This is a genomic window from Exiguobacterium sp. s75, from assembly GCF_018617145.1.
In the GTDB taxonomy this organism is placed as follows: Bacteria; Bacillota; Bacilli; order Exiguobacteriales; family Exiguobacteriaceae; genus Exiguobacterium; species Exiguobacterium profundum.
In genome coordinates, this window is record NZ_JACSJQ010000001.1 from 1,591,723 (window position 1) to 1,608,707 (window position 16,985).

Consider the following 16,985-nt stretch of genomic DNA (forward strand, 5'->3'; position numbering starts at 1 on the left):
CCCACTTTCACGTAAGCCCTGTCCTTAACGTTTAGAAGTGGGAGTATTCTCGCTTAATTTTGATAAAATGAAATCTTTGATATTCCGTGTCACTAATATCGCATCTTGCTCATAAGCTGCACTCAGAATCCTCGCATCCGACACTTGCATGTGTTGCGGTGTGAGTTGACATTCTTCATGAATGCGCGACCCATATTTAGCTTTTAGAATGGCGCTTAACTCCCTCAACTTATTCTCAATTTCACGCGTACTTTTCTCATAGACGATTTGACAATCGTTCACAGCATCGAGAATACGTTGGCGTTCATTCGGTTTCGGCGGGATTTCTGCCAATAGTTGTACATCTAGTTCAACTTTCACCTCTTCAGGAATCATCAAAATCGCATTAGAATCCTCTTTGATTTTTTTCCAAAAGTGTTGACACTGCTTCTGATGTTTTTGTGCCTCAACGTCATTAGAACGCGCACTCAAATCTCGAATCACATTCGTATCAATCACGTATTTAACAATCATCATTTCACTCTTTCACTTCATCGACGTCCTGTAATAATACAGAAGCGAGTCGTTCGGACGATCGTCGTTGTTCTTGAAGTTCAAGCAAAAGTTCTTCTAAGTCAGGATGACTCACAAATTGTGAGGAAGGGATTCGCCATTTCCCTTTCCCGTTCAATGTACGATGCGCTTCAATTTCATTTGCCATACACTTCCGCCTTACCATTTGAGGAGAGATGGAGAGTAATTTTCCGACCTCAGTTACAGTAAGATATTTCGGCAACAGATGAATGAGGTTTTCTGAAACGGTGTATTGACTCACGATTGCTTCTTCTCGTTCTGACAATTTGATATCAAGGCTTTGCTCATATTCTTTAAGCGCATTGATTGCACGGCGAACAGCACTTTGACGCTTTAGGTCATTATTCAATTCAGTGGCGACTTCTATTTTTTCAAGTTGAGCATCCCGTTCAAGCACCTTCATGATGTCATCTTTATGATTTTTGTAATCTTTCAGCATACATCTCATCCTCACTTTCGAAACAAACGAAACAAACGAAACTTAATTATATTATACCCGCTCTTCTACTTATTGAACAACTTGATATAAAAGTAATTTGATTGAAGCACCTCAATAAAATAGACACCCGTTCCAAGTAGCTTGAAACGAGTGTCCATCGATAGTCACAGGGCAATTTCTCTTTAGAAATTCGTCCCTAAAACCATTATTCACTTACTCTGCAGCATTGACGTCGACGATCCGTCCTTCAACAGCCGGTGTGACTTCTTCACCGAGGCTGATCAAGTGATCGCGGAAGTTTTCCCAGTCGATGAGACCGAGGTCATTGACGCGGCCTTCATCAAATGCTTTCTTGAACTCAGCGTAGTTGTCTCCACCTTGCGCTGTGAAGAAGTTCGTTGCGACTTTATAGCTCGTCGCATCATCTACTGCTACGAATTCTGAGCCGTTGTTGTATTCCAAGCTAACGATGCGCTCGCCAGCCGGTTTCGAGCTGTCGAACAACACTTTGAATCCAGATACGTGGAGGAAGCCACCACTTTCGAGCGGGTAAACGCCAACGCTACGCTCAAAGGCCGCTTTCAATTCGCTACCTTTCAAGTCCATGATCGCGAGCGTGTTTCCGAACGGTAATGTCGTCAACACTTCACCTGTCGTGATTGGACCTTGGTCGATTTTCGCACGGATTCCACCACCGTTTTGAACGGCACCGATGACAGCTGAATCATACTCTTTCGCTTTCGTGAGCATACCGTCTGTGATCAAGTTTCCGAGCGCTGTTTCGTTTTTACGAACACTCACACCGGTTTCATTGCCTTCGTCATCTACACGTGGGTTGAGAAGTGGTGCCGTGAGTGAGACGCCGATTGGGTCGTTGCTGATGCCATCAACCACTTCTTTGAACGGTGCGAGAAGTGAGACCGCGTATGGGTCCGGCTGAAGTGGCTTCACATCAATCAAGCTACCTGCATGTTTGACGATTTTCCCGTCTTTGTCGAACTCGACATCGAGTGTCCCGAGGAACTCGCTGTATTGATATGCTTGAACGATCAATGTCGGCTCAGTTTTGCCTTCAGTGACCATGACCGGCTGGTTCAAGCGTGAATGTGTGTGACCACCGACGATGATATCGATGCCATCTACGTTCTCAGCAAGCAACTGATCGTTGTCGAATGCTGGGTTGTCGTTATATCCAAGGTGTGAGACCGCAACGATTTGGTCGACACCCATCTCTTCGAACGCATCGACTGCTTTTTGTGCTTCTGTGATGTAGTTTTGGAATTCGATTGGCCCTGGGCTAGCGATTGTAGCCGTCTCTTCTGTTGTCAAACCGAAGAATCCGACCTTCTTGCCGTCGACCACTTTGATGACTCCTTCATACAAACGACCGTTATACGCCTTATCCGTCGTTTCGTTGCGGTACAAGTTCTTCATGTATTGGTCTTTTGAATAGTCCACGTTCGAGCTGACGAACGGGAAGTTCGCATAGCGGACGAAGTCAGAAAGTTCTTTATGTCCTTGTTCCGTACCAAGGTCGAATTCGTGGTTACCTGGCACCATCAAGTCGTATTTCATGTAGTTCATGAGTTTGAGGTCGGCTTGACCTTTGAACTCGTTGAAGTAGAGCGATCCTGAGAAGACGTCCCCTGCGTCGATCAAGAGGCTATCTGGCTTCTCGGCACGAACTTGCTTGATGGCTGTCGCACGGTTCGGTGCGTACTTGAGCGCTGCGTGCGTGTCGTTCGTGTGCATGATCGAGAGCTTGTATCCTTCTACTTTATATGGAACTTCGAGTGTGATCGTTTTTCCGCGGTTCGTGTATGTAGCCGTCGCGACGAATTCGCCGACTTCATCTGTGTTGATCCCGCTCCAACGAACTGGTTTTTCGTAAGTGCCGCTCGCGAAACGCACATCTTGCTTCACGATTCCGACTGCTGGCTTCCCTTGTTTGAACACGAGTGGCTCAGACGGCGGAAGGATTTCAAGTGGATGATCGAGGACGCGTACACGTTTCTCGATGTACATGCCTTTTCCTTTTACGATCCCACGTGCTGTTTGGAACGTGCCGAGCTTCTCGAGGTCAACGCTTGATTTGTACCAGTAGATTGGCGCCCCTTTATATGTAGCGTCGAGTGCTGCATCCAAATCTCCTTTGTATACATACCCTGACTTCGCCTTGACGACCGATGCTTTCGGTGCAGCTTCTGTGACAGCAGCTGGCGTGAGTGATGCCGTCGATACAGCGGCTACGGCAAGCGCTGTATACAGTTTACGTGATGATTTCTTTGCCATGTCCAGTTCCCCTTTCGGATTTGCGAACAAGACACATAGAGGAAAGCGCTTACATCGTTCGACTTATATGTAATCTCATTGCCCCAAAGTCGTCCGTTTTTCCCCCATATGTACAATTCGCTCTAGTTCTAACGTACCGGAAACGCGTCCAATAAACAATCACAAATTGAAGATTTTTAACCTTTTTACAATTTCCACAAAAAACGATTCCCTCTTTATGACAAATAGGCGAGAGATGGCAAAACCATTTGGGATATAATGGTTTCTAGAAAGAAGGAGGTACATTTATGTATAAAAAATTGTTAGGTTTTAGTCTATTATTCGTCGTCCTGTTCGGGATGCAGTCCGTCGAGGCGGCATCACCGTCGTATAAGACAGTCCAATCCACCCCACTGAAGGCGTCTACGCAAAAAGGGGCCAAGACCTTGATGACCGTGAAGACGAACACGAAAGTCGCGCTCCTCAGCAAGACGAACTCTTGGGCCCACGTCCAAATCGGTAAAACGAAGGGGTATCTCTCCATGCGGTCCGTCATGCCGCTCGAGACACCGATTGCTTCCTATGATATGAACGAAGTCATGAGCTATAAGGGCACGGACATCGTTAGTATCTCCGGGACCAGCTACAAGATCGACCCAGCACTCAAGCCATTCTTCCAAAAGAACGGCACGGCACTTAAAAGCATGCTAGTCGTACCGAAAACAAAGGACCGTACGTTGATCGGTTGGAAACAGCTCAGTTTCTTCCCGCTCGGTCAACCTGCCAGCTCGCTCGTCATCGACAAAGCGGCAGCGAGTCGGATCGACAGCTTATACATCCCTTGGAATCCGATGTCACCGAACTTCACCTTGACGACGGCAGGACCGCTCCGTCAAGTCGTCGCGAACGCACATGCGCATGACCCTGCAATCGATGGTGAGGTACAAAAACTCACCTTGAACGGTCAGATCGAGCAACTCCATACGGCAGGGGAAGTCCAGATCGCCGGAAAAGGAACAATCGAACGGTGGGACATCTCAAAAGATACGGAATATTCATATGAGATTCCTGTTCGGTATACAGGAGAGGTCGGCTTCTTGAACATCCGCAACACAGATGTCGTCGTACGCGGGACGAGCACGCTCAAAGTCCGTACCGTCGCGGCACCGACGAAGACGCATGTCCTCGGAGGAAAGAACGGCGTCATCGGTTCGATCAAGCCATCGAAGACGATTCGCGGGAAGAAAATGGGGAAAGCCGAACTCGCCATCGACAAGATGTTCTCGAACGTGAACGAAGCATCGGTCACGGCTACTCTCGACACGTTGAACATTCCCTACACGACAGCGCGTGTCGGCGACTATGTGACGGCACTTCGCCAAAATGAGGCGGCTGGACCGAGCAAACGCCTCGTCAACTCGGCGACCGACCTGAAAGACATCGTCCGTCTCGTCGATGCGGTCATGACGACGAAACAGACGACACCGGCCTACGTGCATACGTCAGATTCTCAACTGAAAATCCAGACGTTCCATGACCATGTCGACAACGCTTCTTATTACAATCAATATACACGTGCTGTCACCGCAATGGTCGCGGATGGCACATTGCAGTCAATCCGTTTCAAACGTCCACTCATCGAGAAGAAAGAATGGTATATCAGCCAGGAGAAAGATCAGACGTTTGTGTACGATTTCCCTGTCGGATCGATTCGACTCGTCACCATCGACGGCAATACGACTCGTAGCCTCGTCATGGAAACGAAAGCAGTCGAGCGTCCGAACTACCCGGAATCTCGAATCGAACTCGTCTCCATCAATGACAAACCGCTCTCTGCCTATCAGAAAGAGCCGCCTGCCTTTGAGGCGAAAGTGATCGAATCCGGATATCGGACGTATGTCGCCATCCGTTCGAGTGACAAGGAATGGTTACGAAACACTCACTTCTTCTCCGTCGATGTGAACGCAAACTATCGAGATGGGGGTCCGGTCTCAACGGACAAGATCAACCTCGGAGGATGGAAATCGTCCGAAACCATCATCTTTGAGATGCACGGAGCGAAACGATTGAACAACCTCACGATCCGATCATTCGGCTACAAAGACGCCGTCTACAAGTGAAGCCTACAAAAAATGACATCCTCGGCTGAGGATGTCATTGTCCGTTCGGCTGACTGATGATCGTCAACCAGACGTTTGAGTATACGCCCGCTATAATCGCGTAATCGTTCGGGTCCGCCAAATTGAGCAGGCGCCCGTCTTTATAGAAATATAAGTTCGTAATGACGCCACCACCTGATGAACCGATGGTGATTCCACGGGCCGTGAGCGTCTCGTCCGGGTCCGTGATGATCGAGACGACCGAGTCGAAGCGGTCCCGCTTGACCGTCAAATAACCGCGGTTTTGATCGATATACACTTCTTTAAATCCACGTGGGTAATGGGAAGCATTCCCATGAATGTACGGTCCTCTTTTCGGGTCGAGGCGAAGCGCCATCCCGCTGAACGTCAACTGTTCGCCGGTCGTGGACGGAAGAATGAAGTCATTCGCTTCCGCATCGTCCGCCGCGCGCGTCCAAAACACCCCCGCCACCAGCAACATCGCGACAAGCGTTACCTGAAGCCCACTCATCATTCTCTTTTTCATCCGTCTTTCCTTGCGACTCATTAGGTCCTCCTTCATGCGTTTTGCCTAGAACTAGTTCAAAAGAATGCATGACTTTATCCCTATCATCATCCAAACATTTTCGCATATGTAAATGATATACATGATTCTTATACAATTATTGTAATATTGTTGGCAAAAATCATCAAGGAAAAACTCAAATTCGTCTGATTTTTTTATAATCGAGTCAATACGGAATTCGGATGACGTGCTTCGTCCCGCTCTCAAGCCAATATGAGACGATGTACCTATCCCCTGTTTCTTCCACTTGCGTCTTCACGATGCGAGAATGCGTCCGGTCGAGTCGGATGAGGGTCAAGAAGCGGACGTCCGTGCCACATTCGATGGATACGACCTGTGGACGACTCACCCATTCGAAATCACGAGCCGACACGTGACTTTCTTCGATCGTCATATACGATTCTTCCCCTGTCATGAGTTGGACGATCTGCATGGCGCGATTCGACGCATCCATGAACCGGACGTTTTGGGACTCCGGCGACCCTTCGACGAGGTCGAGCCCCGGCGCCACATGGAAGCGCTGAACGAACAAATCCGGTTCTGGTGACGTGATGCGGTCGAAGACGACGAGCGTCCGCGCTTGATCGTAGACGACCTTCCGAGTGTGGAGGGCCTCTTTTCCGATGAGACGGCTCACCCCTGTCGCCATCACCTGCTTTCCAGTCGGTTCAACAGATACAATCCCACTTTCTCCGACCCGCTCGACCGACAAATCGAGCTCGTCCCCGAGGCGATGCACCGTGTTGTGTGACGTGACGCGCATCGCCTCCAAGCGTTCCTCGCAGTCCGCATACCCATATCGCCCCGTCTCGACGATGAAATCACGCCCGAGCCCATACAGTTCGAGGCTCAGGTCGTCCGCATGCTTGTGGGCCGCACCGTGATAGCCCGCCGTCATCAAAATATAGGTCGCATCACTGAAGGGACGCTTTACATGGGTCCAATATTCACGCATGACGGCATAGTTCGAGCCGAGGTTCACCATCCGTTCAGACGGACAAACCCCTTCCCCTCCCCCGCTCAACGCGTAAGCGAGTGACGGATGTGACTCGACGTCCGGAATCAGATGCCGTCCCCGAATCTGTCCGCCCGTGTCGCCGACCATCGGGAGGGTCCGATTCGGCTTGATCAGATGGACGAGGCGGTCCGGCATCGCGTCGATGACGTCAAACCGGTCGGATAACGGGAAGCCGTTCACGTTCGCCCAGTCGACGAAGCGGCTCAACATATGATAGACGTACACGTGATAGCCCGGCGAATGTTCGAGATGGGTCCCGTCTGTGGCGAGACTCGAATCGAGCTGGGCATCGAGACGCGCGCGGGCGACCCGTTCCCATTCCGGGCTCCGGTCGAACTCTGGGAAACAGGAGGCGATGGCGAAGAGCGCCATGTTCTGGAACAGCCCGTGATTATGGCGCGGCCGATAAAACGTCGGCGTCGCCAACAAGACGGCATGATCGTACAGCATCTTCAACAGCTTCTCGGTCATGGATGGGTCACGTTCGATCGGTGCACAGCGGTACGCCTCAAAGAATCCGAGCAGATGGAACACACGGATCGCCGTGCCGTGCTCATGGTACGCCTCACGTTTCCGACTGACCGTGAATGCAGGATGACGTGTATGCCAACTATCGACGATACGGGCGGCGTGTTCCACATAAGCCGTCTCTCCCGTCACCTCGAAGGCACGGGTCAGCTGATGGACGGTCGTCAAATAATGGAGCTGGAGGTAAAAGGAGTTGTTGTCCACCCGCGGCACCATCTGATCCCAATCGAACGTGGCGACGTCCGCGACACGTAACGCGTCGGGTGCTGCCGGAATGTACCAGTCGCCTTGTAAGACACCGTCCGCAAAGCGAACGGCCTGGTCGTCCGTCAATCGCTCATATCGATACGGGGCGATCGGCCGCTTGTCCTGGATGTACTGATGCACGAGCAGGCGGTCCATCCGGTCGGACAGCCTCGCTTTCGTGAGCGGGCGCGTCATGACGAGCATCGTATCGGACGCTGAGACGAGCGTCTGTCTGCCGTCAAGACGAACGACGTAATAACGACCGTACGGGCGTATGAGCCGACCCGTCCCGGTCTTCTCGAGTCGCGCCTCCGGTACGACCCGTCTTCCTTTCCACTGATAACACATCGTCCCCGCCGAGATGACGACGTCCCACCCGTGGCTCCCCCGTGCCGCGAGCGAGCCACCAAATTGGGCGACGAGTCTTGCGATTGAATGTTCCATTCGTTCCCTCACTTGTCATTTGTTATACTTGAAAATTCTACCTTAGCAAATGGTGGGATTCAAGAGTTACCCAGTCGTTCACACAAAAAAGCCCAGCTTTCGCTGGGCCCTGCTCATTTTGGTACGTTGATCGTATTCGTCGTGCCGTTCGAGAGCGTATACGTGACGACGTATTGCTCCGGTTGCTCGGCTAACGAGGCGTCGACGATCGACGTGCTCGTCCGGTCAATCCGGATGAGCGTGAGGTAACGGACGTCATCCCCATACTCGATCGAGACGACTTGTTCACGCGGCTTCCATTCGAAGTTGCGGACAGACAAGTGACTCGGCTGAATCGACATGTACGACTCTTCGTCCGTCTCGAGCTGCATCAACTGGATCGTCCGGCGCTTGTCATCCCGGAACGTCACGTTCTGCGCGTCCGTCGAACCGGCGTATGGCTTCAAGCCGTCGCCGAGATGGAATCGCTGCACGAACATGTCCGGAGTCGGCGAAGTGATCTTGTCGTAGACGACGAGCGTCTTCGCCTTGTCATAGACAAGCGTCCGGCGATGAGTCGCACCTTTCCCGACGAGGGCACTTTCTCCGATGGCGATACTCGTATCGCCCTTGTCCTCGACCGATACGATTCGGCTCTTGCCGACCATACTTTTACTCAAGTCAAGATTTTCCCCATAGCGGTGCACGGTGTTGTGCGCCTCGACCTTGAACACTTCCCGGCGTCGTGGGTCCTTCGAGTAGCCAAAGCGTCCCGTCTCGACGATGAAGTCACGGGCGAGCCCGTACAGATCGATGCTCAAGTCATCGGCGTGCTTGTGACCGGTACTATGATACCCCGCCGTCATCATCACTTGGGTCGCTCCCGAGAACGACTCTGGTGGACGTGACCAATATTCGCGCATGAAGCTGTACTGGTCGCCGAGTTGTTTCGTCAACAGTTGCGGCACCGTCCCCTCTGCCCCGCCACTGACGGCGTAGGAGAGTTCCGGATAGTTCTCGGTCTTTGGAATAATGTTCATATCTTTTAAATAACCAGTCGTATCACCGAAGATCGGGAGCGTCCGGTTCGGCTTCAACATATAGGTGAGCTGGTCCGGCATCTTCTCGATATATCCCGACCGCGACGGCAAGACGAAGGCGTTGGCGTCGGCCCATTCGATAAACTGCGACAACGTTTCATACACATATACGTGGTAGTACGGTGAATGCTCCAGATGGACCCCGTCAGGCGAGATGCTAAAGGCGAGTTGGGCCTGAAGGCGCGAGCTCGCGAGCGACTGCCACGTCTTGCTCTTGTCGAACTCTGGGAACGTCTGTGCAATCGCCGTGAGCGCCATGTCTTGGAAGATTCCATGGTTGTGCTCTTTTTTATAGAAGTCAGCGGATGCTAAAATCTCGCCATGCTCGTACAGCGTCTTCAAGATGAGCTCGGTGAACGCCGGGTCTTTGTTGAGCGACGTCTGCTTGTACACGTCCCAGAAGTTCAATAGATGGAAGACGCGGAGCGCAGTGCCCTGGTCGTTGTATCCCCACTTGAGTCGTTTATAGTTATAGGCCGGATGCGCTTTCGTCCAGCTTTTGACGAGACGCTCGCCATATTTGAGATAGGCGAGGTCGCCCGAGTCGTTATACGCCTGCGTCAATTGGTTCAACACCGTCATGTAGTGGATTTGGAACGGGAACGAGTCATTGTTGACATCCGGGACGTCTTTATGCCAATTGAACGTGTCGATGTTCGGTACGGACAATTGTTTCGGCTCCGCCGGGATGTACCAATTGCCGGCGAGTGCCTGATCCGCATACATTTTCGCATCTTCGGTCGTCAAGCGAGCATACTCATACGGGATGTGGGCATCGGTCTCTTTCATGTATGTATGAATGAGCGGACGGTTCGTCGCCGATTGGATCCGTGATTTCGTCAACGAGCGGGCCGGGACGACCTCGGCTTGACTCTTCTTCACGTAAATGCGTTTGCCGCCTGACATGGCCAGATAATACCAACCGGACGGGCGGACGATGCGATACTCTTTCGTCGCGTTCGTCTTCTGGAGCGGGACTAACTTCTTGTCTTTCATTTCTAGGAGCGTCGTCGACGGGGCGACACGGGCGTTAAAGTCCGAGTTTGCCGCCGCATCGGCCGTGAGCGGGGCGAACAGGAGCATCCCACTCAGCACGCCGATCGATAATCGTGTATACAAAGGTTTCATGATATTCCTCACAGTTTCTGTTTGATTTTACCCTGTAAATTATATCCACCTATCTATGAATAAACAACTTTATTTTGGATTATATTTACCTTTTTTATTATTTTTTCAATATAAAAACACCCACTTGTTGAGGAGTGGGTGTCATAAATCAATAAACCGTCAACTTCCGTTCCACCGTGGCATAGCCTGCCCGATAGATGCGAACGGTCATCTTCGTTCCTTTTTTCTGTTTCGGAATGGCAATCTTGAACGATTGACTCGACCCGACCCGTGTCGTCTTTCCGACTTGGCGATTATTCGCATACACTTTGACGCTCGCTCTCGCATCCGCTTTTCCACTTACGGACGTACTCGTCGTGCGGATCGCCGAGACACTCGCCGTCCGGAAGGCTTTGAGGATCACGGTCGTTGTCGCGGATGATGTGTTTCCAGCGGCATCACGAGCCGTCACCGAGATCTTTTGACCAGCGAGCCAGTTCGACACGTTCAAACGATAGATGCCTTTTGAGTCCGCTTTGGTCGTATACGTCTTGCTACGATACATGATGCGGACGGTCGCTCCCGCTTCTGTCTTTCCAGTGATTTGCTTCAGTGGGACGACCACTTGTTGAATCGTCGGTTTGACCGGTGGCGTCTTGTCGGCGACTTTGAAAGTCATCGATTTTGTCTGCCCAAATGCATCTTTCGATATGATGCGAAGCGATTCGTTCGCCACGAGCGGTCGAACGATGGCGACCGCAAAGTTTCCGTCCGCCTTCGCACGGTTCGAGGTGATGCGTTTCCCAGACTTGTCGTAAATATCGAACGAGATGTATGGATCTAGTTGCCCCGTGATCGTCCGACGGTCTGAAGAAGCTTTCAAATTTTTCGGCGTCGTCAACGTGGACGGACCTTGGAGTGTCTTACTGAATGTATAACGTACCGTACCATCCTCGTTCCGAAGTCGCAGTTCCACATTCACCGGATAGCTGACAGGCTCTGGCAAGTTAATGGTCGTATCATAATTGGACAGATTAATCTTTTGCCCATTCACAATCAAGTCGTAGGCAGAGTAACTGATCCGGCGTGTTTCGTTAGCCAACCACAGTTTCGTTCCGCCTGCGTTGATTCGAACGTCCTCGATGCGATAGTCGAACACGTCCGGCGTCAACGTCCGTTTGTTTCCGACCTCATCCACGACGGTGACCGGAAACAGATTCATTGAATACTTGGATACAGGATAATCAAGCTTAAAGGAGAAACGTCCCGTTTCATCCGCACGTTGTGTAACGTCACCTGTTCTTCCGAAACGTACTAACGTGAGCGGGTCTGTTTTGCCAGAGATGACCTGGTCCCCATATAAGAGCCGATCGAGTACGAGCGATGGAGGTGTGATGTCTTTGACAGTAAGTGTGACCACTCGCTTTAATCCGTTCGGGTTGACCACCTGAATTCGAATTTGGCTCACGCCTGCTTCTTTAAATGTAGCCCCAGTATTTGGTTTTAAGTCAAAAGCATAACGCCATCTTGAAATCGAATCAACCGTTTCCCAAGCCCCGTTAGTAAAGTATTCCACTTTCAAGTCATCAATGAGGTCATCACTCTGTACCCGAACCGTTTCTGTCATTTCAGAGAGAGTCGTCGTATTAGGTTGACCATTGATCGTCAAATTTGGTGCAGTCTCATCTTTTGGCGTAAACTCATATGTTGTGATATTTTTCTTGTCGCTACTCTCGACAGCGAAACGATAGGTCCATTTTTTTAACTCTTGTTGAAGTGTGAAGGAGAAAGCGCCGTCGGTCCCGGTCTTCACTTCCATTCTCGTGCCCTCAGGATTCCATTCTTGGACGCGATTATAGAAGACGACCGTCGCATTCGGCTCTGCATGACCCGACACCACTTTCTCCCCTTCGATGAAACGGGTGAGCGTCGGGGCAGTCATCGCTTGATGGATGCCATCAACATATGGAGAAACCTGTTCTCCCGTACTGACTCGAAGTCGATAAGTCGAACCGTACGGAATATGAACCTCACCTTTTCCTTCGTATAATGAAGTACGAGCTACTTCAATCTCCCCGTTTTTACGCATAATCTGCACTTCTGCTTCCCGAGCCGGTAAGGATGCCTCGATATACATCGTTTCATTCAAAAAGCGTACCGTCGGCTCGGCAATCATGCGTTCTTCTTTTACCGAGATGGACGTAGATAACCGTTGCATCCCGAAATCTGTTTGAAGATAGAATTCATATACTCCCGACTCAAAAAGCGGTAACTCCGTAGAGAACTTTCCATTAGAATCTGCTTGTACTGAGAAATCCCCGTTATCAGAACGGATGAATAGCTTAGCATTCGGTTCTGTTTCTCCCGATAGTTTGCCCGATACGGTAGATGGTGTCGCCTCAATCGTCAAGGGGAACGTAGAATCCACGTACTGACGAATCGATTGTTCCGCTAAAACAGTTCCATCTTTTTTGTATGTGATGGTTTTATGCGACGTTCCGTCCGTTCGAAGTGAAATATAAAATAGTCCTGACTCGTCTACCGTTACTTTTTCTCCATCATATGTGACAGTCATGTCGGGATCTGTCACACCGTACACACCGAAATATTGGGCGACGGAATAGTAAGGCTGCTCCGAAGTCAAACGGACCGGATCAATCTTCACTTCTTTCTCGACAAGCACTTCATTGTTTGGATGGAGCACTTCCACTCTACCTGTGAGCCCTTTAATGTAGTCATCGAACGGAATCGACAACTCTACTTCGAAATGACCATTCGCATCCGAGACAGTGGAAAGGGTCCGGTCATAAAGAGTGAGACGGACATTCTGATAAGGCAAGGTCGTACCGTGAACACGCGACTGACTCCATTGCATCGAGTCGACCTGAATCGGTAAATCAAAAGAATCATCGAACGAATAGCTTCCAGTGACACTTCGTTTCCCATTCGACGCTTTCGTATAAGCTTTCACTTCGGTACCTTGTTTTTTGGGAATTGAAAGTATCTCGACGCCCCGATATGTTTCACCATCATAAATCGCGATGATTTCATAACCAGGATTTGACTGAAGCTGCATCTTTCCAGATTCGACTCCATAAAAGTTTGGCGGGATCGGACCTTTTTCAATCACGGAGGCACTCACTCGCTGAACTGGTTTGTAATAGACGTCATCCTTTTGATAGAATGTCACGATTCGTTCCCCTATTGCCTCAGCTAATGAGACAGTGAACGTTCCGTCCGATTTCACACTAACAGGTCGAATCGTTTGATCCACACCATAATATAATGGCTCTGTGTACGATGTCTGTCCCATGAGCGTCTTGCTGTCAGGCTCAAATGCCTGAACGGTCAGCGTGCCCGATGCTTCGACAGGTGACAAAGTAGATACTAACAAAATCATGACCATCAAAATCATCATTTTTTGTTTAATAATGGATTTTTTATTCATTTTTCATCCCTTTTTTCTTTTTATTATGTAAAAAAATAAATTTTTCCGACATTTAATATATCACCACCCTCCTCATTTAGCCTACATATTTTTTGATAAGGTCGTCCGAAATTTATCGACAAGACTCGACAATCTGAAGATTGTTTCCCCTTCCGTCCTCCTATAATGGTTGTTATAGAGAATCCGTGCTTTTGATCCATAAGGCTTGGCGCAAATGGGATACAGCATTTCGAGGCTACATCCGATTTGATTTGACGAAACGACACGGTTGGCGAGGTGCGAAAACCGCATAACAACCATTATGCTGTAACCACCTAGGAAACTTGAGACGCGCGCGGGAAAGCAGCCCTTCATGCCAGACGCAAACGAACAAATCAAAGAGTGGGAACCGATGATCTATTACGTCATCCGCCAACTCCATCTTCATCCGAACGAAGTCGACGATGCCGCCCAGACGGCACGGATCGCCCTATGGCGAGCCATTCAAGACGGCAAGACGCTAGGGAAAACCTACTGTTTCATCCGCATCCGTGGAGCGATCTTGAACGAGCGCGCCAAGCAGGCGAAGACGCTCCAACACGAGGTGACGAGTGAACGACTCCCCGAGCAAATCGACAAGAGTGAGATGCCGCTGTCCCTCTGGCTCGACGACAAGCGTTCCACTTTACCAAATCGTCATTTCACCTTACTCTGCCATATGCTTCACGGAACTGAAGCATCGCTCGGGTACTCCCCGAGCCGCCTCCGCGCCTACAAGGCCGAACTCCAGCGGATGCTCCGTGAGGACGATAAGTAAGAGGAGAATGAAGATGACCTTACACATGAAAGACGCTGTCGACCAGCACGTTCACTACTTACGCATGACCGGAAAATCGGACAACACGGTCAGTCAGGCGACCTATAAGTTCGCCCGTTTCGAGAGAATCATGGGACAGAACCGAACCCTCGATGACTTCAAGACGAGACAGGACGTCATGCCGTATATCAATGCCCTCCGCTCGGAAGGATGCCAACCGGTGACCATCAACAATTACTTGAGCGCACTCCGTGGTTTGTATGACTGGGCGATCACCGAGCAACTCGTCACGCACAATCCGTTTCATCACCTTCGCGTGAAAGTGACCGAACGCCCACCTTCGGACGTCCCTACGCCAAGCGACCTACACCGAGTCATCGATGCGATTGACGTCCCGTTGTACCGAACCTTTTTGACGCTCCAGTTGCATACAGGGATGCGCATCAACGAGGTGAGACAATTGACACTTGATGCCATCGATTTGAATGCGCGTCTCCTGTACATCCACGAATCGAAGACGGGGAAACCGCGCAAGGTCCCACTGAACGATGCGACGCATGCGATGATGACGACGTATCTGGAGGAAGAGCGCCGATGTATCGATTCGCCATATGTTTTCCCGAGTGCTCGTGGTGACCTCATCTGCAAGACGACGATCAACCGTCATTTGAAACGCGCCGCCGAGGACGTGCTCGGCACATCCGTCACGTCGCACACGCTCCGGCACGCCTTCACGTCACATCTCTATGATATGGGCGTCAAGGAAACGACGTTGTCCGAGTTGCTCGGGCATAGCGAACCGAAGACGACCCGACGCTACATCCGCGTGCGCGAGGATCATCTACGGGATGCGGTGGAACGACTGACGTTGGAATGAACATGAAAAAATCCGACCTGCGAGGGTCGGATTTTTGTAAACGCGTATTTTATTTAGGTGCAGACGAACTCAAATCACGTGATGCCACCCAAGCTGTCTTAGAGCCATATTTGACCTGTGACCACGATCCGTTGACCACAATACGTGTCACTTTCTTACCTTTTGGGATTGTGAACGCGACCTTCCCCTTAGAAGAACGAGTCGTATACGCCTTCATGTTCTTGTTGGCATATTTTGACTCCGTCTTAGGTGCGACATACGCCTTTAAATTCTTCACCGCAACCCAACCCGTTTTTCCTTTGTAGGTTACTTTCATCCATGAAGAACGTTTCTCGATTGAACGAACCTTTCCGTTTGTCGGAATTTGAATCAACTGTGTGGTTTGTGTACTGCTGTCCGCATACAACGGCTGGCCTTTAATTAATGTGTAATCTTTGCTCTCCTTCACCGATGGTTCCAAGTAATCGAGATAGGGTGGTCTCACCATTGTCGTAAATGACCATGTGCGACCGCCTCGCTGATTGTTGTCAGGACTGTACCACTTTACAGTTGCAGTGTACGTTTCGTTGTAATTTAACATTTTCTTAGGAATTAAACGACTCGCTTGATTTCGTTTAAAATCAACGAAAGCAGGAACTACATTACCTTTTGAATCTTTTAACACAAATGAGAAATCGCTTTCATCGTAAATAAACGCCTCACTCGGATACCAGTACGTTAAAATATGCCCCGACTGGTCGATGCCATAGTCTTTTAAGGGGTTTGGAATCTCGTTACCTGCAAATAACGGATTGACGTTTTTCATGTTTGGCACGGGATATACATGGTCAGAGTCACGTTGCTCGTAACTATCTACACGCATAACGATGACTTGCATACCCTTTTGATTCCCTTTCTCTACTGCAAAACCAACCGACTGAATATCAGGGTTCAATAAACTTTCTCGGTGTAAAGGTGCATTATGGATGAGTTGATAAATACTATTTGGGCTATTTCTTGCTTGAAAAACAATATTCTCTCCTAACCACTGTCCAGTACTTCCCCCGACAGCCTTCACTCGGTCTTTATGTGTTACTCCAGTAAACCCTTTATGCCCTTTTACCTCACTATGTCCATACGCATGACCATTCGCGTTTAAGTAGGCATAATGGTTCGTTGCCGCTTTCGTAAGGAACGGGTCTAGTGTGACAGGGTTCATTCCTGCCTCTTTACGATACTTATTCAACGTTGCCAACGCCTGTAACTGGTCTGCCGAATAACTGAACCCTGCCGCCTCCACTTGGGCCGTCTCTGACACGGGACTAGACAATACTCCCGCTACCCCGACGCCAATCGCAAGCATCCCAATCATGATCGTTCTCATTTGTTTTCTCACGCTCGTCACGTCTCCTCTATCAATCTCCGTTTCATCACTCCTTTCTATTTTATGAGAAAGCAGCCAGGACGCCTCTCACCTTTTTCTGAATCGAGTCAA

The 16,985-nt window shown here is 50.0% G+C and carries 11 protein-coding genes; 3 read left to right on the forward strand and 8 right to left on the reverse strand.

What is annotated here, in order from left to right; translation table 11 throughout:
* Positions 1–24 precede the first annotated feature (24 nt).
* The 3 genes from KNO68_RS08195 to KNO68_RS08205 all read right to left on the reverse strand — a co-directional run bounded on the left by KNO68_RS08195 (position 25) and on the right by KNO68_RS08205 (position 3,304).
* Positions 25–513, reverse strand: a complete 489-nt coding sequence (locus tag KNO68_RS08195) for a PIN domain-containing protein (RefSeq protein ID WP_214687353.1) — start codon at positions 511–513, stop codon at positions 25–27.
* 4 nt (positions 514–517) lie between these two features.
* Positions 518–1,012: a helix-turn-helix domain-containing protein gene (locus KNO68_RS08200; RefSeq protein ID WP_168169861.1), complete on the reverse strand. Its 495-nt coding sequence runs from the start codon at positions 1,010–1,012 to the stop codon at positions 518–520.
* A gap of 213 nt (positions 1,013–1,225) precedes the next feature.
* Entirely contained in the window at positions 1,226–3,304 is a 2,079-nt protein-coding gene (locus KNO68_RS08205; RefSeq protein WP_214730353.1) for a bifunctional metallophosphatase/5'-nucleotidase, read from the reverse strand.
* Positions 3,305–3,591: 287 nt separating this feature from the next.
* Between KNO68_RS08205 and KNO68_RS08210 the strand changes: the two genes are divergently transcribed.
* On the forward strand, positions 3,592–5,403 hold the full coding sequence (locus KNO68_RS08210) for a hypothetical protein (RefSeq protein WP_214873189.1): 1,812 nt from the start codon (positions 3,592–3,594) through the stop codon (positions 5,401–5,403).
* A 34-nt stretch (positions 5,404–5,437) separates the two neighbouring features.
* Here the strand turns inward: KNO68_RS08210 and KNO68_RS08215 are convergent, their stop codons facing one another.
* From KNO68_RS08215 to KNO68_RS08230, 4 genes are all read right to left on the reverse strand, one after another.
* Positions 5,438–5,950 carry a hypothetical protein gene (locus tag KNO68_RS08215; protein WP_214873187.1) on the reverse strand — a complete coding sequence of 171 codons (513 nt, stop codon included), beginning with the start codon at positions 5,948–5,950 and terminating at the stop codon, positions 5,438–5,440.
* 184 nt (positions 5,951–6,134) lie between these two features.
* Positions 6,135–8,204, reverse strand: a complete 2,070-nt coding sequence (locus KNO68_RS08220) for a heparinase II/III family protein (protein WP_214873185.1) — start codon at positions 8,202–8,204, stop codon at positions 6,135–6,137.
* Positions 8,205–8,317: 113 nt separating this feature from the next.
* On the reverse strand, positions 8,318–10,411 hold the full coding sequence (locus KNO68_RS08225; RefSeq protein ID WP_215112319.1) for a heparinase II/III family protein: 2,094 nt from the start codon (positions 10,409–10,411) through the stop codon (positions 8,318–8,320).
* Positions 10,412–10,559: 148 nt separating this feature from the next.
* Positions 10,560–13,838, reverse strand: coding sequence for an Ig-like domain-containing protein (locus KNO68_RS08230; RefSeq protein ID WP_215187613.1), 3,279 nt, complete (start codon positions 13,836–13,838; stop codon positions 10,560–10,562).
* Positions 13,839–14,190: 352 nt separating this feature from the next.
* Between KNO68_RS08230 and KNO68_RS08235 the strand changes: the two genes are divergently transcribed.
* Positions 14,191–14,634: a sigma factor gene (locus KNO68_RS08235; protein ID WP_211782378.1), complete on the forward strand. Its 444-nt coding sequence runs from the start codon at positions 14,191–14,193 to the stop codon at positions 14,632–14,634.
* 13 nt (positions 14,635–14,647) lie between these two features.
* Positions 14,648–15,511 (forward strand): tyrosine-type recombinase/integrase, encoded by an 864-nt coding sequence (locus KNO68_RS08240; RefSeq protein WP_214811116.1) that lies wholly within the window; start codon positions 14,648–14,650, stop codon positions 15,509–15,511.
* Between the two features lie 49 nt (positions 15,512–15,560).
* On the opposite strand, the gene KNO68_RS08245 is transcribed toward KNO68_RS08240, so the two are convergent.
* Positions 15,561–16,886 (reverse strand): SH3 domain-containing protein, encoded by a 1,326-nt coding sequence (locus KNO68_RS08245; RefSeq protein WP_215112321.1) that lies wholly within the window; start codon positions 16,884–16,886, stop codon positions 15,561–15,563.
* Between the last annotated feature and the right edge of the window lie 99 nt (positions 16,887–16,985).